Source organism: Streptomyces sp. I05A-00742 (assembly GCF_013055795.1).
GTDB lineage: Bacteria > Actinomycetota > Actinomycetes > Streptomycetales > Streptomycetaceae > Streptomyces.
In genome coordinates, this window is the sequence record NZ_JABETO010000021.1 from 33609 (window position 1) to 56808 (window position 23200).

19 protein-coding genes and 1 pseudogene are annotated in these 23200 nt (G+C 74.1%); 8 read left to right on the forward strand and 12 right to left on the reverse strand.

The genetic code is table 11. From position 1 onward, the window contains the following. Positions 1-131 precede the first annotated feature (131 nt). Genes nirB through HN013_RS20250 form a run of 3 tightly spaced genes read left to right on the forward strand, consistent with a single transcriptional unit; the run spans position 132 to position 4467 of the window. On the forward strand, positions 132-2705 hold the full coding sequence (gene nirB, locus HN013_RS20240; RefSeq protein ID WP_171168212.1) for a nitrite reductase large subunit NirB: 2574 nt from the start codon (positions 132-134) through the stop codon (positions 2703-2705). After that, positions 2702-3094, forward strand: a complete 393-nt coding sequence (gene nirD / locus HN013_RS20245; protein WP_171168214.1) for a nitrite reductase small subunit NirD — start codon at positions 2702-2704, stop codon at positions 3092-3094. The genes nirB and nirD overlap by 4 nt, the downstream gene beginning before the upstream one ends. Next, positions 3091-4467: an MFS transporter gene (locus HN013_RS20250; RefSeq protein WP_171168216.1), complete on the forward strand. Its 1377-nt coding sequence runs from the start codon at positions 3091-3093 to the stop codon at positions 4465-4467. The genes nirD and HN013_RS20250 overlap by 4 nt, the downstream gene beginning before the upstream one ends. A gap of 160 nt (positions 4468-4627) precedes the next feature. Here HN013_RS20250 and HN013_RS33975 read toward each other — a convergent pair whose 3' ends face one another. The 3 genes from HN013_RS33975 to HN013_RS20265 form a co-directional block, all read right to left on the reverse strand. Continuing rightward, entirely contained in the window at positions 4628-6799 is a 2172-nt protein-coding gene (locus HN013_RS33975; protein ID WP_171168218.1) for an FUSC family protein, read from the reverse strand. Positions 6800-6894: 95 nt separating this feature from the next. Then, entirely contained in the window at positions 6895-7443 is a 549-nt protein-coding gene (locus HN013_RS20260) for a type 1 glutamine amidotransferase domain-containing protein (protein ID WP_171168221.1), read from the reverse strand. 35 nt (positions 7444-7478) lie between these two features. After that, positions 7479-8603 carry a Vms1/Ankzf1 family peptidyl-tRNA hydrolase gene (locus tag HN013_RS20265; RefSeq protein ID WP_171168223.1) on the reverse strand — a complete coding sequence of 375 codons (1125 nt, stop codon included), beginning with the start codon at positions 8601-8603 and terminating at the stop codon, positions 7479-7481. Between the two features lie 401 nt (positions 8604-9004). On the opposite strand from HN013_RS20265, the gene HN013_RS20270 reads away from it, so the two are divergent. Further along, complete coding sequence (locus tag HN013_RS20270; RefSeq protein WP_249375174.1) at positions 9005-9970, forward strand: DMT family transporter; 966 nt, start codon at positions 9005-9007, stop codon at positions 9968-9970. On the opposite strand, the gene HN013_RS20275 is transcribed toward HN013_RS20270, so the two are convergent. Together HN013_RS20275 and HN013_RS20280 are read right to left on the reverse strand one after the other, a co-directional pair. Next, positions 9967-10530, reverse strand: a complete 564-nt coding sequence (locus tag HN013_RS20275; protein WP_171168225.1) for an NUDIX hydrolase — start codon at positions 10528-10530, stop codon at positions 9967-9969. The two genes, HN013_RS20270 and HN013_RS20275, sit on opposite strands and share 4 nt — an antisense overlap. Before the next feature lie 181 nt (positions 10531-10711). Next, positions 10712-11596: a LysR family transcriptional regulator gene (locus tag HN013_RS20280; RefSeq protein WP_171168227.1), complete on the reverse strand. Its 885-nt coding sequence runs from the start codon at positions 11594-11596 to the stop codon at positions 10712-10714. A gap of 162 nt (positions 11597-11758) precedes the next feature. On the opposite strand from HN013_RS20280, the gene HN013_RS20285 reads away from it, so the two are divergent. Beyond that, entirely contained in the window at positions 11759-12541 is a 783-nt protein-coding gene (locus HN013_RS20285) for an alpha/beta fold hydrolase (RefSeq protein WP_171168229.1), read from the forward strand. A gap of 50 nt (positions 12542-12591) precedes the next feature. After that, positions 12592-13440, forward strand: a complete 849-nt coding sequence (locus HN013_RS20290) for an alpha/beta fold hydrolase (protein WP_171168231.1) — start codon at positions 12592-12594, stop codon at positions 13438-13440. Positions 13441-13450: 10 nt separating this feature from the next. On the opposite strand, the gene HN013_RS20295 is transcribed toward HN013_RS20290, so the two are convergent. The 3 genes from HN013_RS20295 to HN013_RS20305 form a co-directional block, all read right to left on the reverse strand. Next, positions 13451-13825, reverse strand: a complete 375-nt coding sequence (locus HN013_RS20295) for a hypothetical protein (protein ID WP_171168232.1) — start codon at positions 13823-13825, stop codon at positions 13451-13453. 61 nt (positions 13826-13886) lie between these two features. Continuing rightward, positions 13887-14282, reverse strand: a complete 396-nt coding sequence (locus HN013_RS20300) for a roadblock/LC7 domain-containing protein (protein ID WP_249375175.1) — start codon at positions 14280-14282, stop codon at positions 13887-13889. A 266-nt stretch (positions 14283-14548) separates the two neighbouring features. After that, on the reverse strand, positions 14549-15580 hold the full coding sequence (locus tag HN013_RS20305) for an Lrp/AsnC family transcriptional regulator (RefSeq protein ID WP_171168234.1): 1032 nt from the start codon (positions 15578-15580) through the stop codon (positions 14549-14551). Positions 15581-15713: 133 nt separating this feature from the next. Between HN013_RS20305 and HN013_RS20310 the strand changes: the two genes are divergently transcribed. Next, positions 15714-17276, forward strand: a complete 1563-nt coding sequence (locus HN013_RS20310; RefSeq protein ID WP_171168236.1) for an MFS transporter — start codon at positions 15714-15716, stop codon at positions 17274-17276. A gap of 257 nt (positions 17277-17533) precedes the next feature. Here HN013_RS20310 and HN013_RS20315 read toward each other — a convergent pair whose 3' ends face one another. Beyond that, entirely contained in the window at positions 17534-18190 is a 657-nt protein-coding gene (locus tag HN013_RS20315; protein ID WP_171168238.1) for a hypothetical protein, read from the reverse strand. A 215-nt stretch (positions 18191-18405) separates the two neighbouring features. Here HN013_RS20315 and HN013_RS20320 point away from each other — a divergent pair, with 215 nt between their 5' ends. Next, positions 18406-19275, forward strand: coding sequence for a DMT family transporter (locus HN013_RS20320; RefSeq protein ID WP_171168241.1), 870 nt, complete (start codon positions 18406-18408; stop codon positions 19273-19275). Positions 19276-19284: 9 nt separating this feature from the next. On the opposite strand, the gene HN013_RS33125 is transcribed toward HN013_RS20320, so the two are convergent. The 3 genes and pseudogenes from HN013_RS33125 to zwf all read right to left on the reverse strand — a co-directional run bounded on the left by HN013_RS33125 (position 19285) and on the right by zwf (position 23197). Further along, on the reverse strand, positions 19285-20439 hold the full coding sequence (locus HN013_RS33125; RefSeq protein WP_171168309.1) for a methyltransferase: 1155 nt from the start codon (positions 20437-20439) through the stop codon (positions 19285-19287). Between the two features lie 114 nt (positions 20440-20553). Further along, positions 20554-21048 (reverse strand): annotated as a pseudogene (locus tag HN013_RS33130) (helix-turn-helix domain-containing protein); the annotation flags it as partial. Positions 21049-21739: 691 nt separating this feature from the next. Continuing rightward, entirely contained in the window at positions 21740-23197 is a 1458-nt protein-coding gene (gene zwf, locus HN013_RS20335; RefSeq protein WP_171168243.1) for a glucose-6-phosphate dehydrogenase, read from the reverse strand. Between the last annotated feature and the right edge of the window lie 3 nt (positions 23198-23200).

The following is a 23200-nucleotide window of genomic DNA, read 5'->3' on the forward strand; positions in this document are numbered from 1 at the left end:
CGCTGGTTGATGTGGGAACACCTCCTTGAACCGCCCTTCCCGCCAGCCATGAACACCGGAGGCTCCGGGCCGGGCCGCCCCCTCCGCCGCCACCCCACCCGCTGACGACGACGAAAGGCGGACGACACCCCATGACCACCTCGCACGACCTCCTGCTCATAGGGCACGGCATGGTCGGCCAGCGCTTCCTCGAAGCGCTCGTCCGGCACAAGGACAGCCGGACCGCGCGCGTTCCCCGCATCACCGTCCTCGCCGAGGAGCCGCGCCCCGCCTACGACCGCGTCCGGCTCACCTCCCTCTTCTCGGGCACCACCGAGGAGGAACTCGGCCTCTGGTCCCCGGAGTTCGGGGAACGGCACGCCATCGACCTCCGCCTCGGCAACCCCGTCACCGCCGTCGACCGCGCGGCACGGACCGTCACCACCCGCTCGGGCACGGTCCTCGGCTACGGCACCCTCGTCCTGGCCACCGGCTCACGGCCGTTCGTCCCGCCCGTCCCCGGGCACGACACCCCCGGCTGCTTCGTCTACCGCACCCTCGACGACCTCGCGGCGCTCCGCGCCCGCGCCCGGCGGGTGCGCACCGGAGTCGTCGTCGGCGGCGGGCTGCTCGGCCTGGAGGCGGCGGGGGCGCTGTGCGCGATGGGGCTGGAGACGCACGTCGTCGAGTTCACCCCGCGGCTGATGGCGGCCCAGGTGGACGACGGCGGCGGCGCCGCACTGCGCCGCAAGGTCGAACAGCTGGGCGTCACCGTCCACACCGGCGTCGGAGCCGGTTCCGTCGAGGCCGGGCCGGACGGCACCGTCCACCGGGTGACACTCTCCGACGGCACGGCCGTCCCCTGCGGCCTCGTCGTCTTCTCCGCCGGCATCCGGCCGCGCGACGAGCTCGCCCGCGCCTGCGGACTGCCCGTCGGCGAGCGCGGCGGCATCGTCGTCGACGCCGGCTGCCGCACCGCCGACCCCCGGATCTGGGCCGTCGGCGAGTGCGCCCTCACCACCGACGGCCGGGTGCACGGCCTCGTCGCCCCCGGATACGCCATGGCCGAGGCCGCGGCGGACCGGATCACGGGAGGCACCGGCAGCTTCACCGGAGCCGATCCCGCCGCCAAGCTCAAGCTCCTCGGCGTCGACGTGGCCAGCTTCGGCGACGCCCACGCCACCGGTGACGACGCCCTGGAGGTGAGCTACGCCAACAGCAGGGAGGGCGTCTACAAGAAGCTCGTCGTCACCTCCGAGGGCCGGCTCCTCGGCGGCGTCCTGGTCGGCGACACGGCCGCCTACGACCTGCTGCGTCCGCTCGCCGCCGCGGGCACACCGCTCACCACCCCGCCCGAACGGCTCCTGCTGCCCGCCTCCTCCGCAGGACCGGCCCCCGGACCGGCCGAACTGCCGGACACGGCGATCGTCTGCTCCTGCCACAACGTCACCAAGGGCGCGATCCGCGCGACCGTCACCGAGGACGGCCGCACGGACGTCCGCGCCGTGAAACGGCACACCCGCGCCGGAACGGGCTGCGGCTCCTGCCTCACCCTGCTGACCAGGCTCGTCGAGGACGGATCCGGCACCGGGACCACCCCCGGCGGCACCCCCGCCACGAAGGGCCTCTGCGAACACTTCACCCGCACCCGCGCCGAACTCTTCGACATCATCAGCGTCACCGGCATCACCACCTTCTCCCGCCTGATCGACGAGCACGGCCGCGGCGGCGACGGCTGCGAGATCTGCAAACCGGCCGTCGCCTCCATCCTCGCCACCCTCAACCCGCGCCTCGGCAACTCCGTCCACATCCTCGACGGCGAACAGGCCGCACTCCAGGACACCAACGACCACTTCCTCGCCAACCTCCAGCGCAACGGCTCCTACTCCGTCGTCCCCCGCGTCCCCGCCGGCGAGATCACCCCCGAAGGGCTCATCGTCCTCGGCGAGATCGCCCGCGACTTCGGCCTCTACACGAAAATCACCGGAGGCCAGCGCATCGACCTGCTCGGCGCCACCGTCGACCAACTGCCCGACATCTGGCGGCGGCTCGTCGACGCCGGGTTCGAATCCGGCCACGCCTACGGCAAGTCCCTGCGGACCGTGAAGTCCTGCGTCGGCTCGGTCTGGTGCAGGTACGGCGTCCAGGACTCCGTCGCCCTCGCCGTCGAACTGGAGCTCCGCTACCGGGGACTGCGCGCCCCTCACAAACTGAAGGCCGCCGTCAGCGGCTGCGCCCGCGAATGCGCCGAGGCCCGCGGCAAGGACTTCGGCGTCATCGCCACCGCCGCCGGCTGGAACCTCTACGTGGGCGGCAACGGCGGCACGACGCCCCGCCACGCCGAACTGCTGCTCGCCGACGCCGACCACGACACCCTCGTCCGCACCATCGACCGCTTCCTGATGTTCTACATCCGCACCGCCGACCGCCTCGAACGCACCGCCCCCTGGATCGCGCGCATGGAAGGCGGCCTCGACCGGCTGCGGTCCGTCGTCGTCGACGACGCCCTCGGCATCTGCGCCGACCTCGACGCGCTGATGGCCCGCCACACCGAGACCTACGAGGACGAGTGGCGCGCCACCCTCGACGACCCCGAACGGCTGCGCCGCTTCGTGTCGTTCGTCAACGCCCCCGGCACCCCCGACCCTGCCGTGCGCTTCGAGGGCGAACCCGGCAGGATCCGCCCGGTCGCCGTCCCCCTCCCCGTCGCGACGGTGACGTCGTGACCGCCCGGCAGTCCGTCGAGGTCGACACCGGCCGCGGCTGGCGGCCCGTCTGCCGCTACGCCGACCTGATCCCCGGACGCGGGGTCGCCGCCCTCGTCGACGGCCACCAGGTGGCGGTCTTCCGGGACCGCGCCGGGCGGCTCTACGCGGTGGGCAACCTCGACCCGTTCAGCGGCGCCCACGTGATCTCGCGCGGCATCCTCGGCAGCCGCGACGGCACGCCCGTCGTCGTGTCGCCCATGTACAAGCAGGCGTTCGACCTGCGGTCCGGCGCCTGCGCGGACGAGCCGGAGGCACCCCCGCTCCCCGTGTGGCCCGTCCGCCTCGCCCCCGCGCCCCCCGCGGCGCGCCCCCACCGTCCGCCCGTCCCGTCACCGGAGCGCCCATGAACCCCGTCACATCCGCCGTAGGACGCCCCCAGGACCCGCCGCCCCCCGCCCCCGCCGGCCGGCGACGGCGCATCGACGACTGGCGGCCCGAGGACCCGCTGTTCTGGGAGGCCGGCGGAGCCCGGATCGCCCGGCGCAACCTCGTCTTCTCCGTTCTCAGCGAGCACATCGGCTTCTCCGTCTGGAGCCTGTGGTCGGTACTGATCCTCTTCCTGGGGCCCGAGTACGGCATCGACCCGGCCGGCAAATTCCTGCTGACGGCGGTGCCCACGCTCGTCGGCGCGGCCCTGCGGCTGCCGTACACCGTCGCCGTGGCCGTCTTCGGCGGCCGCACCTGGACGGTGATCAGCGCACTCGCCCTCCTCGTCCCCACCGTGCTCGCCGCCGTCGTCCTCGAACCCGGCGTCACCTACACGACGTTGCTGATCGTCGCGGCCGTGGCGGGCGTCGGCGGCGGGAACTTCGCCTCCTCGATGGCCAACATCAACGCGTTCTACCCCCAGCACCTCAAGGGCCGCGCCCTCGGCGTCAACGCGGGCGGCGGCAACCTCGGCGTCCCCGCCGTCCAGCTGCTCGGACTCCTCGTCCTGGCCACCGCCGGCGCCGGACACCCCCGGCTGGTCGTCCTCGTCTACATCCCGCTCATCGTGCTGGCGGCCCTCGCCGCGGCCCTGCGCATGGACAACCTCGGCGGCCCCCGCCCCGAGGGACGCCCCCTCCGCGAAGTGGGCCGCCACCCGCACGCCTGGGCCGTCTCCCTGCTCTACATCGGCACCTTCGGCTCCTTCATCGGCTTCGGATTCGCCTTCGGTCAGGTCCTCCTCGTCCAGTTCCCCGACGACTTCCCCACCCCCGTCCGTGCCGCCTCCCTCACCTTCCTGGGGCCCCTCCTCGGCTCACTCGTCCGACCCCTCGGCGGTGTCCTCGCCGACCGCTGGGGCGGCGCCCGCGTCACCTTCTGGACCTTCGCCGCCATGGCCGCGAGCACCGCCCTCGTCCTCACCGCCTCCCGCCACGACTCGCTGCCGCTCTTCCTGGCCGGCTTCGTCCTCCTCTTCGTCCTGAGCGGCCTCGGCAACGGCTCCACCTACAAGATGATCCCCGCCCTCTACCGGGCCGCCGCCCGCCGCCGCGTGGCCGCCGGCGCGGATCCCGAAGCCGCGCAGCGGCGTGCCCACCAGCATGCGAATGCCCTCATGGGCATCGCGGGGGCCGTCGGTGCGCTCGGAGGCGTGCTCATCAATGTCGCCTTCCGGCAGGCGTTTCTGAGCGGTGGGACGGGGGAGCCTGCTTATCTGGCCTTTCTGGCCTGGTATGTGCTGTGTTTGGTGGTGACTTGGGCGGTGTATCTGCGGCGGGCCGATCCGGTGTGAGGTGTGCCCCGGTCCCGCCCCCGGAGGGGGTACCCCCAGTCCTCAATCGCCGGACGGGCTGAACAGCCCGTCCGGCGATTGAGGACAAGCGGCGAAGCCGCTTTCACGGGGTCCGGGGCAGAGCCCCGGGAAACGGTGAAAGGGAGGGACCGGGGCACCCTCAACACCGGGCCCGGCCCGCCTCCCGCATCACCCCCGTCAACCAAGCCTCCGCATCGGCGACCAGCAGCACATCGGCCGCCAAGGCCGACGACGCGTGCCCGGCCGCCCACCGCAGCGAGCCCGACGCCTCGGCGGCCGGGGCCCCGGCGGACCCGTGTCCGGCCCCCCGCCCCGAGCGGAGCGCCTCCGCGGAGGCGAGGCACTCGGCCGCCGCCCGCTCGGCCAGCTCGACCAGCTCCGCCCCGCCGGCGGGCGGCAGTGGCGAACAGCCGTCGCCCCGCCGACGGGCAAGGATCATGGCACCGCCCCCGACCACCGCGTACCCGGGCAGCATGAACGCTTCCCAGGGCGGATCCTGGCCGTTCCGGGAGGCGGCCTCGGCGCGGTACTGGAGGTAGGTCGCCTGGGCCAGGAACATCGCGCGGCGGGCCGCCGTCAGGTCGTCGGCGCCGCCGCCGCGCGGGCGGACGAGCCGGTCGGTCACGGCAGGGCAGGCCTCGGCCGCGCGGGTCAGGAAGGCGGCGATGTCGCGGCGGAGTTGTCCGGCGGCGCCGCGGGGCCAGGCGAGCAGGCTGGCGACGGCGCCGATGCCGCCGCCGATCAGCACACTGAGGAGCCGGACGGCGGGCAGGTCCCAGTGGGGCGGCGCCACTTGGCCGAAGATGAGCACGAGGATGACGGTGACCACGCCCTGGGTCCACGCGGGCCCGAGCACCGGACCCACGCTGAGGCCCACGAACAGGAAGAGGGGGGTGAAGGCCGCGTAGAAGACGGTCGTGCCGCCCACGGCGAGCAGCATCCCGGTGGCGAGGGCGCCGCCCACGACCGTTCCGACGACGCCGGGCACCAGCGCGGCCCGCGTGTCGGCCGCGGAGGTGCGCATAAGGCTGAGGATGGCCAGCAACACCCAGAAGCCGTGCGGCAGTTCCAGGAGGCCGACCAGGAGCCGTGCGCAGGCCAGGGCGAGGGAGAGCCGGAGGGCGTTCTGGAGCAGGACGGACCTCGGCGTCATGTGCACGGCTAGCCGGCGCCACCACCACACCCAGGTGCTCACACCGGCGTACGCGAACGGGCTGCCGGGGTAGTCCCAGGCGGCGGAGGGCCGTCCGCCGGCCACGAGGCGTCCCGCCTCGCCGGCCACGAAGGCCCCCTCCGCCACCCGGCGCACCACCGCGTCCTGCCGTAGCCGGCCGGGGGTGACCCGGGCGAGGCCCCCGGCCCGTCCCTCGTCGAACGCGGCCAGCGCCGTGTGCAGGGCGTCGTCGCCTCCCCGATCCCGGGCGTCCGGGCGGAGTGACGAGGCGGTGCGCCGCAGGGAGTCCTCGCAGTGCCGCAGCAGCTCGGGCGCGCCGGGTGTGTTCCCGCCGTGGCCATCGGCGATGCCGTCCAGCAGGTCGCGTACGTGCCGGACCGCGGCGCGGGTGTGGTTGAGGGCCCGGTCGCGCGGGGTGGCGGAGGTGGGGCGTTCGGTCGGCGGCACCTCCGACAGCAGGGTCGCGGTCAGGGCCCGGTCGGCCGCTTCCCGCCGGGCCGGGACGTCCGCGGCGGCGCCTTCGCCGGCCAGGAGGCGTCCGACGGCGCCGCAGTAGCCGGCCGTGGCCTCGGTGGCGTCGGCGAGCAGCGTCCGGTAGAGGACGGGCGGCGGCTCGCGCCACAGCAGCCGGTCGACGAGGGCGGCGAGCAGGATGCCGACGGTGAGGCCGGCGAGGCGGGCCGGCAAGGTGTCCGGCGCGTAGGGCGGGAAGCAGGGGAGCACGTAGTAGAGCTGGAAGGCGGGGGCGGGTCCGGACGTCCTCGGCCCCCCGTTCGCCAGCAGGGAGACGGCGAAGCCCACGACCAGCAGCCCCAGCGCCGCCGCCCAGTCGCGGACGGCGAGCAGCGTGCCGGCGGTGACCAGTGCCCAGCCGACGGGCAGCGTCAACAGCACGGTCCTGGTGCGCTGCGGGGGCGGCCCGGGGATCGAGGAGAAGAGGATCAGGGGCAGCGCGCCGAACATGGCGAAGAGCGCCATGTCGGGCCGGCCGAAGGCGTAGGCGAGCGTGTAGAAGCCCGCACAGCCGGCCACGGTCACCCACGCGGCGCGCCGCAGCGCCGCCGGTCCGCCCGGCCTGCGCAGGAGCCACCGGAGCGGTCCGCCCGTACCGGTGCGGGGGTCCGGTGCGCTGATCACATGGCCACGCTAGGAGAACCGTCCGCCGCCGCAACCGGTCGGGGGCCGAACGGCCGACGGCGGAACGCGCGCCGGCCGTTCGTCGGCCCGTCGGGTCAGGCCTGCGCGGCCGCCTTGCCGAACTCCTCCACGAACGTGGCGCAGAACGCCGGGAGGTCGTCCGGCTTCCGGCTGGTGACCAGGGTGTTGGGGCCGCTGACACACACCTTGACCTGCTCGTCCACCCAGCTGCCGCCCGCGTTGCGGATGTCGGTGCGCAGGCTCGGCCACGACGTCAGGGTGCGGCGCCGCAGCACGTCCGCCTCGACCAGCGTCCACGGGGCGTGGCAGATCGCGGCGACCGGTTGGCCCGCGTCGAAGAAGTCCTTGACGAACGCGACGGCGGCCTCGTCCATGCGCAGCGCGTCCGGGTTGGCCACCCCGCCGGGGAGCACCAGCCCGTCGAAGTCCCGGGCGGTGACCTTCCTCACCACGTCGTCGACGGGGAAGGTGTCGCCCTTGTCGAGGTGGTGGAACGCCTGGACGCTGCCGGGCGCGGTGGACACGAGGCGGGGCGTGCCGCCCGCCCCCTCGACGGCCTTCCAGGGATCGGTGAGCTCGACCTGTTCGACGCCTTCCGGCGCCATGAGAAACGCCACCTTCATACCGGTGCCTCCTTGAGTTCTGTTCGTGTCGTGCGTCACGGGTAGCGGCAGATGCCCCCGGTCCCCTGTGCGGGGGTACGGGGCTCGCCCGGTTCCAGCACCCGGACGTCGGCGCCGGTGAGCAGGGCGGCCCTGACCGCCACATCGGCGAGGCGCCCCTCGTACGGCTCTCCTCCGCCGTCCGGCGGCAGGTCCTCGCGCCGCTCGGCGAGCTCGGCCGGCGTGCTGCCGAACCAGGCGGTCCGCTGGTCCCGCGGGTCGTCGGTGACCGTCAGGGTCCCCACCCGGCCGACGGCGAGGGCGTCGAGCGTGGCGTTGACCCCTTCGACCGCGTGCCCGCCCGGCGCCAGCTCATGCTCCAGCTGCCGCAGGAGTTCCGCGGTCCTGGCGTGTCCGGCCCGGGACACCTCGGTCTCCGTGCGCGACGCGCGCACCCCCGCCGGGCCGTCCGCGCCGCGGCTTCCGCTGATGTGCCCGACCGTCACGTCACGGCGCACCCGGGCGGGCAGGTGCTTGGTCAGGTACTGCCGCGCCCGCACGTCGCCCGCCACCAGCAGCAGCGTGGCCGACACCTCGGCGAGGGCGCCGTCCAGGGCCTCGGCGACGGCCTTCGCGTTGTGCTCCCAGGAGTCCTCGGCGCGGTGCTGGAAGCGCATCTGGGGCAGGCCCGAACTGCGGACGATCTCGTCGTCGGTCCCGGTGACCGTGCGTCGCCGGGGTTCGGTGGAGCCCTCGGCGTAGATCAGGAGGTCCGCGCCGGTGCGGTCGACGACCGCGACCACGTGCGCGGGATGTTCCTGCCGCCACTCCAGGAGGGGCAACAGGTGCGGTACGGGGGCGACTTCGGCGAGATCGCCGTGGTGCCCGCCGGGCAGCTCGGCGACGTGGCGCACCTCGCCCCCGGCGGCGAAGGCGGCGAGGACGCCGGTGCCGGGCAGGGAATCCATGACGCGGGTGGTCAGGGCGTCGACGGTGGCCGCGTCGGCACCCTCCCGGGCCAGCCGGGCGGCCAGGTCGCGCCAGCGCGCCCCGGCCTCCTCCGCCCGCTCGGGACGTGCTTCGCGGTCGAAATAGACCGAGGCGAACGGGCCCGGTGCGGCCAGCAGATCGCGCAGGGTTCCCGTGTCGGTCCGGGTGGCATCCCGAGTGGCCATAGCCATGTGGAGTCCTCCTCCCGGGCGGTTTCCGCCCACCCATCCAGGTGACCAGATGGGGCAGAACGGCGCACGCCGGGGCGCGTGCCCGGCAGTCGTACCCCGGCCGGTCGGTTACCTGTAGTGACGGAATGAATGCGCTCTGGAATCATGGGAGTTGAGCGGGCCGAGGAGGGCCGGCGCCCCGAGGAGGGGAGGGCGCCCGGCGCGACTCGGCCCCTTGCCGTTCCCGCCGCCGCCCTCTCCCGCCAACCCATCCATCTCAAAGGAACGCTTGGGTTCAATAACGGAATTCATTATTCGACTTATGGATGGAATCCCGCTAGCGTCGTGAGTGGCCCAAGAACCCGTGACCACCGGTCCCTTGTGGCCCTTGCACGTCTCCTACCGATGGGCGGTGTCCTCCAATGGCAGCCGAGCGCCGAAAGACGTCCCCCTGGGCGTTCATGGCCGCCACGGCGATCCTGTGGGGGTCGGCCTTCCCGGCGATCCGTGTCGCCCTGGACGGCTACTCACCGACGGCCATCGCCGTCCTCCGCCTCGTGTGCGCCGTGGCCATCCTGGCCCCCTGTCTGCTCACCGGCCGGATCAGCCGGCTGCGCCGGGCGGACGCCCTGCGCATGGCGGGCTTCGGCCTCACCGGGATGACCGCCTACCAACTGCTGCTGTACGCGGGCGAGCGCCATGTCGAGGGCGGCACCGCCGCGATGCTGGTGGCCACGTCCCCCGTCTTCGCCACGCTCCTCGGCATGCTGGTGCTCAAGGAGCGGCCCGGGGCCCGGGGCGTCGTCGGGCTGCTCGTGGCGCTCGGCGGAGCCCTCGTCGTGGCCGTGGCCGGCGGCGCCGGCGGCGGATCGCACACCGGCATGGCGATGATCGTCCTCGCCGCGGCCGCCCAGGCGACGTCGTTCGTCCTGCAGAAGCCGCTGCTGCGCCGATACTCCGGCCTGGACTGCATCTTCTACGGCAGCCTCTTCGGCCTCCTGCCCCTGCTGTTCGCCGTCCCGGACGCCGTACGGCAGTCGGCCGGCGTCGGCTGGCAGCAGGGTGCGGCCGTCGGCTGGCTCGGACTCGGCTGCACCGTCCTCGCCTTCTGCACCTGGTCACGCGTGCTCCGGGCCGCCACGGCCTCCACCAGCTCCCTCGTGCTCTACGCCGTGCCGGTCGCCGCCCTGGTCCTGGACGCCGCCCTCTTCGGCAACGTCCCCGCGCCGATGGCGGGCCTCGGCGGCCTGATCGTGCTGCTCGGCGTGGCCGTCGCCGCGATGCGCCGGACCCCCGCCCGGCGTGTGACGGCCGGCTCCGGTCCGGCCGCGGAGCGGCGTACCGAGGGGGCGGACGACCGTCCCATGGCGGGCGCGGGCCGCCGCTAGCCCCGACCGCCGTCCAGCAGGGGCCGCACCCGCGACAGGGTCTCCCGGACGTTCTCCTCGGCGACCGCGTCCTCCGCCTCCTCGGGCGTCATCCAGCGCAGCTCCGCCTCCGGATGCTCCGGCCGGGCGGCCTCCGGGGAGCCGGTCGCCAGGACGAACCGCAGGTCGGCGTGTTCGTGCGCCGGCTCCCGGCCGGACGCGGGCACCGGCACGACCGTGAGGTGCGCGAGCCGCGCGTCCGGCCACGGCGCCAGGTCCGTCAGCGCCGTCTCCTCCCGCCCCTCCCGCAACGCGACGGCCAGCGGCTCGTGCTCCCCGGGGTCCCCGTGCCCGCCCACCAGCAGCCACGACCCGTGACGCCGGTGCCAACGGAGCAGCACCCGGCGGCTCTCCGGATGGACGATCACCGCGGTCGCGGTGACGTGCAGCGGGAGCGAGCGCTGCCAGGGGTCGTCGGAGGCCGTCACGAGGGCGCGTACCCGCTGGGTGTCGGCGCGTTCCCGCTCGTCGGCCGGGCGGTGATGGGTCACGGCGTCCAGGACGGACCGGGATGTGATCATGCGCGGCATCCTAGGAAGCGGCCGGCCGCGGCCCAATGGAATTTCCCGCCGGGCGCCCCGGCCCGTGCGCGAGAGGCACTCACGACCGGCACGGTCACCCCGCACCGGTCATGCGGGCGCTCAGGTGACGGTTGGCCGCGACCCGGCGGTGGGGTTCCTCCGGCCCGCACGCGAGGGGCGCTCACCCCACGGCCTGGTGGCACGCCTCGATCAGCGCCCGCAGCTCCGCCCGCGGCGGGTCCGGCCGCACCGCCAGGTACGCCCGCATGACCGGCGCCGGGTTCCGCAGCCGACGGAAGACCACGCCCGGCACCGGCAGTTGGTCGGCGTGCGGCGCGTAGAAGACCGTCCACGACGGCTTTCCATGGCCGACGGACGCCAACGTGTCCTGGGCCGTGGTGAATTCCGGGCCGAGCACGGGGGTGAAACCCGCCTCCTCGCAGGAGCGCAGGACGAGGTCGTACAGCGCGGGGTTGCGCTCGCGGCGGGAGAGGCGCAGCGGGAGCCCGGCCAGCTCGGCCATGTCGATCGTGTCGCGCACCGCGAGGTCGTGCCGGGCGGGCAGGGCGACCATCACGTCGTCCTCCCACAGCGGCAGCAGCTCCAGCCCGGGGACCGTCCGGTCGCCGCGCAGCAGGGTCGCGTCCAGCTCGCCCGAGCGGACGCGTTTGAGCCGTTCGTCGGTGGCGGCGGTGACCAGTTCCAGCTGGGCCGGGGGAGCGAGCCGGGCGAAGCCGTCGAGGATCGCCTCCAGCCGGGCGCCCAGACCCGCGCTCGTACCGAGCCGCAGGGTGACCGCGCGCTCGGTGCGCAGTTCGTCGACGGCGGCCCGGGCGCGGTCCCGCGCGGCCAGCACCTCACGGGCGTGCGGCAGCAGCCGACGGCCCGCCTCCGTCAGCCCGACGGCCCGCGTCGTCCGGTCGAAGAGCGGCATCCCGAGGTCCCGCTCCAGCCGGCGCACCTGCTGGCTCACCGCCGACTGCACGATGTGCAGCCGCTCGGCGGCCCGCCCGAAGTGCAGCTCCTCCGCCACCGTCAGGAAGTACTCCAGCTGCCGGAGCTCCATGCCTGCCCCCTCACCGACCAGCACTCATCATCATCCGTGATGAGTGTAGGCGCGCTTCGCCCCTTGGTCGTCGGCGGGCGGCGCGATGGAGTGGGGATCACCGAAGGACCGGGCACCACCGCCCGTCCGACCGCGAGGAAACCGCGAGGAAAGGGATCCACCATGGCGTACGCGAACGTCAACGGCACCACGCTCCACTACGAGGACGAGGGCACCGGACCGGCCCTGCTGTTCCTGCACGGCTGGGGCACCAGCGGACGGGTGTGGGGCGCCCAGCTCCCCGAGTTCGTCCCGGACCACCGCGTCGTGACCGTCGACTGGCGCGGCTGCGGCCGGTCCGACCGGCCCGCCGCGGGCAACGACATCGACGGCGTGGTCGCCGACGTCGTGGAGCTGATCGGCACCCTGGGGCTGGACCGGCCCGTGGTCGTCGGCTCGTCCATCGGCGCCGTCTTCGCCGTCGAGCTGGCGGTGCGCCACCCCGAACTGATCGCGGGGGCGGTCTCGGTGGACGGGTCGGCCCACTGGCCCCTGCTCGACCCGGCCGCCGTCGACCTCGTCGACGACCTCCGCACGAACCGTGCGGGCACGCTCGCGGGCTGGGTCCCCGGCTGGTTCGGGCCGGACGCCTCTCCGCTGCTGGCCGACTGGACGATCCGGCAGATCCTGGACTCCGGGGTGTTCGTGGACGACCAGTTCCACCAGGCCCTCGCCCACGACCCGCGCCCGGCGCTGCCGGGCCTGCGGGTGCCGGTCCACTACATCCACGGCGAGCTCAGCCACACTCCCGTCGCGATCTCCCGGGAGTGCGCGGACCTGACCCCCGGCGGCGAACTCCGCGTCATCGCCGGTTCCGGCCATATGCCGCACCAGGAGAAGCCCGTCGCGTTCAACGAGGCGCTGCGGGGCCTGCTCGCCGCGGTGCGGGCCGGCGTCCCCGCGTAGCGGAGCGCCGCACGGCCTTTCCCCAACTCCCGCACGACGAACGGACACCCATGCCCACCACGACCGCATCCCTCTCCCACGGCGGGGCCGCCGTCGCCTACGACCTCACCGGCTCCGGCCCCGGCCTGGTCCTCGTCCACGGCACGGGGGCAACCAAGGAGCAGTGGCAGCCCCTGACCGGGGCCGTCGCCGACCGCTTCACCGTGGTGGCGCCCGATCTCTCCGGATCCGGTGCCACCACCGACCACGGTGGCCCCCTCACCGTCGCCGACCTCGCGGACGAGGTCCTCGCCGCCGCCGACGACGCCGGGCTCGGCACCTTCCACCTGGCCGGCCACTCGCTCGGCGCCGTCGTGGCCGCGTACCTGGCGGGGACGCACCCCGCCCGGGTCCGCTCACTGGCGCTGCACGCCGCGTGGGTGCGCACGGACACCCGCATGGCGGCGGAGTTCCGTTACTGGCTCGACCTGATGCGCACCGACGCCCGGCACGGCACGGACCTGTTCGCCCGGATGCTGCCGCTGATGGCGTACGGCCCGCGGTACTGGGAGCGCACGGCCTCCAAGGGAGCAGGCGCCTACGAGTCCCTGGTCCGCGCGCTCACCGGGGCCATCGCCGCCGGCACCGACCGGCATACGGAGGTCGATCTCGCGGTCGACCTGCGCCCGCTGCTGGGCCTGATCACCGCGCCCACCCTGGTACTGGCCAGTGCGCACGACCGGCTCATCGACGCCGGTCAGCAGAAGGCACTGCTGGCCGGCATCGCCGACAGCCGCTACGCGGAGATCGACGCCGGGCACGGCGCTCCCGGGGAGGACCCGGAGGGCTTCGCCGCGAAGCTCGCGGCCTTCCTCGACGAGCGCGTGGCCGCCGAGCGGGAGCCCGCGGGCCTCCGCTGACCGCCCGGGCTCAGACCTCCAGGTCGGCCTCTATGCGCTTGAGCTGGTGGCGGGCCATCGCCAGATTGGCCCGCTGGGAGTCCAGGACGAGGTAGAGGAAGAGCCCGCCGCCGCCGCGCCCGGTCAGCAGCCGGATCAGGTGGTACTGCGTGCCGAGGGTGATGAGGATGTCCTCGATGCGGTCCTGGAGGTTCAGCATCTCCATGGCCCGCAGCTTGGCCCGGACGACATCGGTGTTGGCCGCCGCGGCGACGTTGAGGTCGATGCCCTGCGACCCGCCCAGGGTGCCGAGCGCCATGCCGCTGCTGTAGTCGACGAGCGCGACGCCGATGGCTCCCTCGATGGAGTTCATCGCGTCCTTGAGTGCCATTTCGGTGTTGGCCATGAGAGTTCCGCTTTCGGTCTCGGTAGGGATGCGGGGACGGCGGGCCCGGAGGGGTGGACCGTTACGCCTGTCGCTGCCGCTGGAGGGCGCCGTCGATCAGGGCGCCGAGGCGGGGGCAGGCCCGGCGGGCCTCGATGTTGAGCCGGCCGACGTTCGCGTCGGCGGTGGCCAGGAGCGTCAGAACACTGGCCGTTCCCGCCGCGTAGGTGGCCACATAGCCGAACTCGCCGTTGACCAGCAGCTCGCGGAAGCCCCCGTGGCCCACGGCGTCCGTCAGCCGGGCCCCCACGCCCAGCGCCGCGGCGGTCAGCGCGGCCACCCCGTCGGGTTCGGCGTTGGCGAGCAGATGGGCGATCACCAGTCCGTCCGTGCTCGCCACCATGGCGCCGGTCAGGTACGGCACCCGCACCCGTAACTCCTGTAGTTCGGCGAGCACTTCGGGTGGTGCGGCGGTCATCGACTGCCTCCTTCCGGTGAACTGCCTCAAGGCGCGCCTCATCATGGGATCGGTGGAGTCGGGCGGGTGCACGGCACGGTCACACAATCCTCTCCCGCCCTCGGGCGATTACCAGTGGCGTGTCCGTTGCGACGGAAGGTAATCGAAAGGAGCGTCGTGGCGGGAGGGTTTCGGCATTTTCTTTCGGCACATTCATGGGCGGCGGGATGCCGGAAAGGGCCGGAAATCGACGTTTCGCTGGTCCGGACCATCCCGGTGCCCCGCGGTCACGCCCGCATCAGTTCCCACCGGTCGCCGCTCCACAGCGGCCCCGGCCCCTTGACCGTGCGGTGGCAGGGCGTGGTGCTGGTGCCGAGGATGCCGGGCAGCGCCGCGACCGGCCCCGTGAGATAGCGGTAGAACGACCCCACGTCGGGCGTCGTGATGCTGGCGTAGACATTGGCGTCCCCGGTGGTCGCGGCGGCGAACGGGACCTCCGGATGGGAGGCCAGCGCCGCCCCGACGGCCTCGATCCGCGACGGTTCGACGCTCAGCCAGAGGAGGGAACGGAAGTTCCGCTGGATGATGCGCGGGTGGTAGTCCACGTCGAAGTAGAGCACCCCGGCCGCCCGCAGCTCCGCCAGCCGGCGGCGCACCGTGGTCTGCGACCAGCCGGTGGCCGCCGCGAGTTCACCGATGGGGGCGCGGCCGTCCAGCGCCAGGACGTCGAACAGCCGGTGGTCCGCCGCCTCCACCGGAAAGGGCGCGGCCAGTTCGACGACCGGTGTGTCCGGCGCGTCCGGCGGGGTCAGGGCCACCACCTGATCCGCCGTCAGCGGGCCCGACTTGGTCACCAGGCTGCGGTCCTGGCCGTAGAAGACGTGCAGCAGCGAATGGGCGGAGACGTCCACGACCCGGGGCGTGCCCGGCAGCTTCTCCAGCAACAGGGCGTCCCCGCCGGGCCGTTGCGGCCGCACGAGACAGGAGATCTCGGTGCCCCCCGCCGTCAGGTTGATCCAGGTGGTGTCCCTGCGGCGCGCCAGCGCCTCGCCGATCTGGGCGGAGGCGTTCGGCGCGCAGCGGATCCGGACGAACCACGGCACCTCTCCCATGCGCAGCGGCTCGGTGAGACCCAGGATCCGGAGGACGCCGGCCGACCGCAGCCGCGCGAAGCGGCGGGCGACCGTCTGGTCGGAGACGCCGATCACCTCCGCGATCCTCCGGAACGGCGCCCGGCCGTCGATCTGCAGCGCGTGCGCCAGCAACTGATCCTGGGGGTCGAGCGGGGGCAGGACGGAACGCTTTCTGTCGAGATTCACCGTTCCAGGCTACCCAATGTCGGATTTCGCGCTCCGGACGGTTTCGGCTGGGGCGGAGAGGGGGTTCCGCCGGAGAGTTCCGGTGCGGGGCGCGTCGCGGAGCACGCGGCCCGGAACCGAACGGAGAGATCGCATGCGTAAATGGTGGCCCTTGGTGGCGGTGAGCCTGGGCGCCTTCATCCTGCTCGTGGACGTCACCATCGTGAACGTGGCACTGCCCCGGATGGGCGACGACCTCGACGCCTCCTTCTCATCCCTGCAATGGGTCGTGGACGCCTACGCCCTGTCCCTCGCCGCCCTCCTGCTGGCCGCCGGGTCGCTGGCCGACCTCTTCGGCCACCGCAGGCTCTACACGGCCGGACTGACGGTCTTCGCCCTGGCCTCGCTGGCCTGCGGGCTCGCGCCGAACGCGGGAGCCCTGGTGGCGGCGCGCGCGGTGCAGGGCGCGGGCGGCGCCGCCATGTTCGCCACCTCCGCGGCCCTGCTCGGCGCCACGTACCAGGGACGGGACCGGGGGACGGCGTTCGGCATCTGGGGCGCGGTCAACGGCGCCGCCGCGGCGGCCGGCCCCATCCTCGGCGGCGTGCTCACCGAGCACATCGGCTGGCAGGCGATCTTCCTCGTCAACCTGCCGATCGCCGCGGCGGCCGTCCTGCTGACCCTGCGCGTCGTCCGCGCCGACCGGCCGCGGGCGGCCGGAGAGCGCCGCGGCCGCGTGGACGTGGCCGGTGCCGTCACCTTCACCCTCGCCGCGGCCGCCGCCACCTACGGGCTGATCCGCGGCGCCGAGTCCGGCTGGACCTCGGGCGCCGTCCTGGCCTCGTTCGCCGTGGCGGCCGTCGCCCTCGTCGCCTTCGTCCTCGCCGAGACCCGCGCCGGGCGCCGGGGCGAACTGCCGATGCTGGACCTCGCCCTGCTGCGCCGGCCGTCCTTCGCCGGGCTGATGGGCGGTGCGCTGCTGTTCCAGGGCGGCGCGTTCGGCGGTCTGGTGCTCGTCTCCATCTGGCTCCAGTCGGTGCTCGGCCTCGGCCCCGTAGAGAGCGGTCTGGCCCTCACCCCGATGGCGGTCGTCTCCTTCCTCGTCTCCGCGTTCGCCGGCCGGCACACCCAGCGGCTCACCCCCCGCCTGCCGATCGGCCTCGGCCTGATGCTGGTCGCCGTCGGCATGTACCTGCTGTACGCGACGATGTCCGCCGACGCCGGCCGCTCGGCCCTGATCGCGGGGCTGGCGGTGGCCGGTGCCGGGGTCGGCCTGGCCACACCGGTGCTGGTCTCGGCGGCGACCGGCAGCGTGCCGCCGCAGCGGATGGGCATGGCCGCCGGCGCGGTCAACACCTTCCGGCAGCTCGGCACCAGCCTCGCCATCGCCGTCCTGGGCGCCGTCTTCGCCCACGGCGCCCGCGCGGAACTCTCCGACGCCGTCCCCGACCCCCACGGCGCCGCCGTCGCCCTGGGCGCCGGCCAGGCCCAGCGCCTCGTCGCGGCCGCGCCGCCGGAGCACCGCGCCGCGGCCGAGGACCTGGTCCACCGGGCCTTCGCCGGCGGCCTCCAGGACGTCTTCCTCTGGTCCGCGGCGGCCGCGGTGGCGGGCGGGCTCCTGGTCCTGGCCCTGGTCCGACCCACACCCCGGAAGCCCGGGCCGGACGCGTCCGGAGCGGCCGAACCGGCCGGAAAGAAGGCCGCCGTGAAGGTGTGACCGGAATGGCCTCGGGCGGGCCGGGGCGGGTCCGGTGCGGACGGCACCGGGCCCGTCAGCTGGTTGGGGCCTGGTCGGGCCAGGAAGGAGGTTCGTTACGGGCTGCTCGGCCTGGTGGCCCCGGGCGGTGGGGGTCCGGTGCGGACGGCACTGGGCGCGTCGGCCGGGCAGGAGGTCGGTGACGGGCTGCTTGGCCTGACGCCCGGCGGCGGGTCCGGTGCCGGGCGCACCGGGCCCGCCGGTCCGTCCGGGGCCGGTCAGGCCAGGAGATCCGTGACGAACTTCCTGACCCGGCCCCGCACCACCGGCGTGACCCCGTGGATCAGCTGGGCGCCGTAGGCGACGGCCACGCCGGCCGGGGCGGGGGTCGTCCAGCGGGTGGTGGGAGTCCGGGCCAGCCAGTCCGGCTCCGCCGCGTGGCTCCGGGCCGCGGCGGCCTCGTGCGGGAAGCAGCGGGTCAGCGGCGTCCCCGGGGCGAAGCCCTCGGCCTCGCCCACCAGCGCGCCCGTCCACGGGGCACCGCTGGAGGTCGTCTCCACGTAGAACAGCCCGCCCTCGTCCGCGTCGGCGATCGTGACCCCGACCCGGCCGATCCTGCGCGGCCGGACACCGGGGGAGGGGATGCCGTCGAGGTGGGTGGGGACCTCGTCGCCCGGCCCCAGCTCCGTGTAGCCCCACGGTCCGGCGCCGTGCACCGACGGGAGGGCCCGCCGGACCGCGGGCAGCGCGCGCTCCGTCGCCCGGCGCAGGATCTCCTCCGCCGCGGCCGGTGCGGCGACGACCTCGGCCTGACTCCGCCGCGGCCGGGACGCGGCCGGATCGGCGTCCACGATCTTGGCCAGCTGCGTCAGCTCCTCCGCGTCCAGGAAGTCCTCGATCGTCTGGAGCGCCAGGGTCTCACTGATGTGGATCACATCGCCCTCCTCGGCACACACCCGCCGGGCGGCCGCCCGGCAGGGCCACGGTCCGCCGCGCCCGGCCCCGGACACAAGCGCACAACCGGTCGTCGTCCGCCGCCCGGCTCATCTGATCGTGTGACGGGTGTGCCCGTAGCGGTGCTGCGGGACCGGTGGGGAGACGGGCTCTGCCACCGTGGGGCCGCGACCGCCCGCCGGACAGGAGGGAACCCGTGGCAGACGTCCTCACGGTGCTGTTCGCCGTCCTCGCCGCCGTCAGCAACGCCACCGCGGTGGTGCTCCAGCGGACGGCGGCGCAGACCGTGCCCAAGGCCGACGCCTTCAGCCTCCGGCTGATCCGCGACCTGCTGCACCACCCCGTGTGGTTCGCCGGGATCGGCGCCGTCCTCTGCGCGGCCGTCTTCCAGGCGCTCGCCCTTTCCCTGGGCTCGCTCTCGCTGGTGCAGCCGATCTTCGTCAGCGAGCTCCCGTTCGCCCTGCTGATCGCCGGCACGGTCTTCCGCCGCCGGCTGCCCGCCTACGGGTGGGGCGCGATCCTGATGGTCGCCGCCGGCCTGGGCCTCGCGCTGGCCGCCGCCGCACCCGGCGGCGAGCACGTGCACGTCGGCACCGCACGGTGGCTGGCCGCCATCGCGGCCGCGGCGGCGGCGATGGCGGCGTGCGTCCTGGCGGCGCTCCCGCGCCCCCGGGGCAAGGCCAGGGCCGCCCTCTTCGGCACCGCCGCGGCGATCGGTTACGCGCTGACCGCCGCGCTGATGAAGGACGCCGCCGTGACCTTCGCCCGGCACGGTGCCGGCGCCTTCTTCACCTGCTGGCAGACCTACGCCTTCGCCGCCGCGGGAGCGGCCTCCCTCTTCCTGCTCTCCAACGCCATGGAGTCCGGCCCGCTCCTCGCCTCCCAGCCGGCGCTCACCCTCGGCGACGCGCTCGTCAGCCTGACCCTGGGGCTCCTCGTCTACGAGGAGCACGTCCGCACCGGCTGGTGGCTGATCCCCGAGGCCGCCGGGGCCCTCCTGATCGTCGCCGGGGCGCTGATCCTGCCCCGGGTGGAGGCCGAGGCCCTGCCGGACGCGACGGCCTGACCGTTCCCGTTACCGCTTCACGGCCCGCAGCACCACGAACTTGGGGTCGCCCGCGACGACCTCGCAATTGCCGAAGATCCGGCGGAGTTTGACGTGATACCCCAGGTGCCGGTTGCCGACGACCCAGAGCTCCCCGCCCTGGCGCAGGGCCCGGCGCGACCCGGTGAACATGCGCCAGGCCGTGGTGTCGGTCGTCGCCTGGTGCGAGTGGAACGGCGGGTTGTTGAGCACCAGGTCCACCGAGCCGGGGGCCGTCGTCGACAGGGCGTCGCCCACGACGAACTCGGCCGTCCGCACCGCACCGGTGTTCGCCCGGAACGTGGCCTTCGCCGAGGCCACGGCCTGGTGCGACTCGTCCGTGAACAGCAGCACGGCGTCCGGGTTCGCCACGGCGGCGGCCGTGCCCACCACGCCGTTGCCGCACCCGAGGTCCACCACGCGTTCGACACCGCGCCGCCGGGGGAGGTGGTTCAGGAAGAACCGTGTGCCGATGTCCAGGCGGTCGGCGCAGAAGACGCCCGCGTGGTTGACGACCGTCAGCCCGGCGGCCGGGCCGGCGTCCGCGCCCAGGGCGTAGGTGAGCGGCCAGGGGCTGGGCCCCGGGGCGAGCGCGGGATCCGGCGTGCAGAAGATGAGCCGGGCCTTCTTCAGCGCCAGCGACGTCCGGGTCGGGCCCAGGATCTCCTCGAAGAGCTTCAGCGTCGAGGTGTGGATCTCCGTGACCTTGCCCGTGCCGATGACCGTCGTCCCGGCGTGGACCGCCGGGGCCAGCCGGCGCAGCTGGTCCTCCAGCAGCGCCAGGCTCTTCGGCACCCGGACGAGCAGGACGTCGATCCGGTCCGGCGGGGTGTCCCGCGTGGACAGGAGCCGGACCGAGTCCGCAGGGACGCTGTTGCGCGCCAGGTTCGCCCGGGTCGCCTGCTGGGCGAGGAACGAGTCCGTGATCTGCGCGGGCCGGTGCGGGGCGAGGGCGGTGACCAGCGCGCCCCAGCGGTCGCCGACGACGACCACGTCGCCCGACAGGTCCACCGGCCCGTCCTCGCCGTGCGCGAGATGCCGCAGCAGGTACTCGTCGGCCGCGTCCCAGGCGAACAGCCGGTCGCGGGGGTCCTCCGGAAAACGGGCGAGGTCGAATGCGCCCCATGACGTGGAAAAACGCTTCATTGTGCCGCTCAGGCTAGCGGAGCGGACCGTACGGTCCCCAATCAGCGGGACGGCCCGCCCGCCCGCGGCAGCTCCGGCCGGGTCCGTGGCGTACAACAGGGACCGCAGCCGGCCCGGCGGCAGCCCGGCCGCCCTGCGCACCACATGGGTCATGTGTGCCTGGTCGGTGAACCCGAGTTCGTCGGCCAGGAGCCGCAGATCGGTCTCGCCCTCGCTCAGCCGGTCGAGCACCAGCGCGATCCGCAGCCGGTTGCGGTACTGGGTGAGTGTGACGCCCGTGGTGGCGGTGAAGATGCGGCTCAGGTGGTGCGGCGAACAGTTCACCGTGCGGCTCAGGTCCTCCAGCCCGAGGGTGAGGTCGGTGGAGAGCGCGCCGCGCGTCTCGTCGACCAGCCGCCGCCGGGCGGTGGCGGTGGCGGGCCGCCCGGCGGCCACCCGCTCCGGGGCCAACTGCTCGAAGACCCCGCAGGCGAGGGCGAGGGTACGCTCGGTGAGCTCGAACGCGTCGCTGTCCGGAGCCCCCGCCCGCGCCAGCAACAGCCGGTGCCTCAGCCCGAGTTCCGCGGACACGGGAGCGACCCAGCCCGGCACGTCCGGCTCGCCGCCCATCAGGGCGGCCACGCTCGGCTCGGAGAGGACGATCTCCGTGTAGACGTCGCCCCCGCACGGGTGCGCGAACTGCTGCTCGCTGCCCAGCCGTTCCACGAACACGCTCGCCGGGTCCAGGAGTTGCTCCACCCCGTCGACCCGTCCGCGCACGATGCCCCGGTGGGGCAGGATCAGGCCGAAGACCGTCGCGGGCCGGAGCTGGGTCCAGCCCCGGGGCGGGTCGCCGCAGTCCACCACCGCGACATGCGCGTCGTCGGTGTGAAGCCGACTGTGCCGGTGCACTGCCACGCGCGCACTCTACGCAACACCCGCTCCTCCCGGTCAATGGTTGTGCCACTGCATCCCCGGGGTAGGTCAAGGGATTTGGCCACGCCGGATCCGACCGCACAAGTAATTACAAGCGCCGGTGTGCCGTCCCGCGCCAGGATGTTCCTGTGCGCCCGGCACGGGGGTTCGGGCGCTGCGACGGGGGACGGCCCGGCCGGGCCACACCGTTCGGTCCTCGGCCGGGCCCGATGGGGCCCACCGTCCCTCGCCCGTCTCGTCCTTTCCGAGGTGCCGGCCCCCGCACTCCGGTGGAGCCGGTCCGCGCGGGTCGTCGTGGGCCGTGGCGTCCTGTGCGCGGGAGCCGGCCGGAGCGGCCCGCCTTCACGATTCCGCCGACCACCGGCCTCACCGGCTGAGAGCGCGCTCAGTCGTCCCCGTCCGGCAGGTACCACGCGTACGGGGCGATCAGCTCGTCGGCCGACGGCGGCCCCCACGACCCCGGCGCGTACGGTTCCACCGGCGGCGGCGCGTCCAGGAGCGGGGCCGAGACCTCCCAGAGGCGTTCGATGCCGTCGGCGCGGGTGAAGAGCGACTGGTCGCCCAGCATCGCGTCGAGGATCAGCCGCTCGTAGCCCTCCAGCTCGTTCGCCTGCTGGAAGGAGTCGGCGTAGCGGAACGTCATCCGCGCCGGGGACAGACGCATGGCCGGGCCCGGTTCCTTGGCCAGGAAGCGGGCGGCGATCCACCCGGGGTCGTCGAAGTCGATGACGAGGACGTTGCCGCCGGACGGCCGCCCGCCATGGGCCGACGCCGGGAACATATGTGACGGGGGCCGCTTGAAGTGCAGGGTGACGGTCTGACGCCGCTGCCCGAGCGACTTGCCCGAGCGGAGGAAGAAGGGGACACCGGCCCAGCGCGGGTTGTCGACCGTAACGGCCAGGGCGGCGAAGGTCTCGGTCCCGGACTCCGGGTCGACCCCGGGCTCGGCGTGGTAGCCCTCGTACTGGCCGCGGACCACCCGCGCCGGGTCGACGGGCCGCATCGCGGAGAAGACCTCGACCTTCTCGTCCCGGAGCGACCGGGCGTCCAGGGCGGCCGGCGGCTCCATCGCCACGATACCCAGCACCTGGAAGAGGTGGGTCACGATCATGTCCCGGAACGTTCCGGTCTGCTCGAAGAAGGAGGCGCGGCCCTCGATCCCCAGGGTCTCCGGAACGTCGATCTGCACATGGCTGATGTGGCGCCGGTTCCAGACAGGCTCGAAAAGGCCGTTGGCGAACCGGAGGGCGAGGATGTTGTCCACGGACTCCTTGCCCAGGAAGTGGTCGATGCGGAACACCTGGGACTCGTCGAAGACGGCGTGCACGGTCGCGTTGAGCGCGCGGGCCGAGGCGAGGTCGGTGCCGAACGGCTTCTCGACGATCACCCGGGTGCGGTCACCCGCGAGCCCGGTGCCGCCGAGCAGTTCGACCATCGAGGGGAAGGCCGCCGGCGGCACGGCCAGATGGCACAGCCGCCGCGGGGAACCGCCCAGCGCCCGCTCGGCGTTCCCGACGGCCGCGAGCAGCGGCTCCGGGGCGCCGGGATCGGCGGCACCGAAGCTCAGCCGCTCCTCGAACGCCCGCCAGTCCGCGTCCCCCGGCGGCTCCGGGCAGAACGCGGTCACCGCCTCCTTCGCCCGGCTCCGGAACTCCTCGTCGGAGAGCGCCGCGCCGGCGGGCGCCGAGCCCACGATCCGGTAGTCGCGCGGCATGAGACCGCTGCGCGCGAGCCGGAACAGCCCCGGCAGCACCTTGCGCCGGGCGAGGTCGCCGGTGGCGCCGAAGAGCACGACGACATGGTCGTCGGGCACGTTGACGTGGTCGTCGGGGGAGTCCTGCACCGC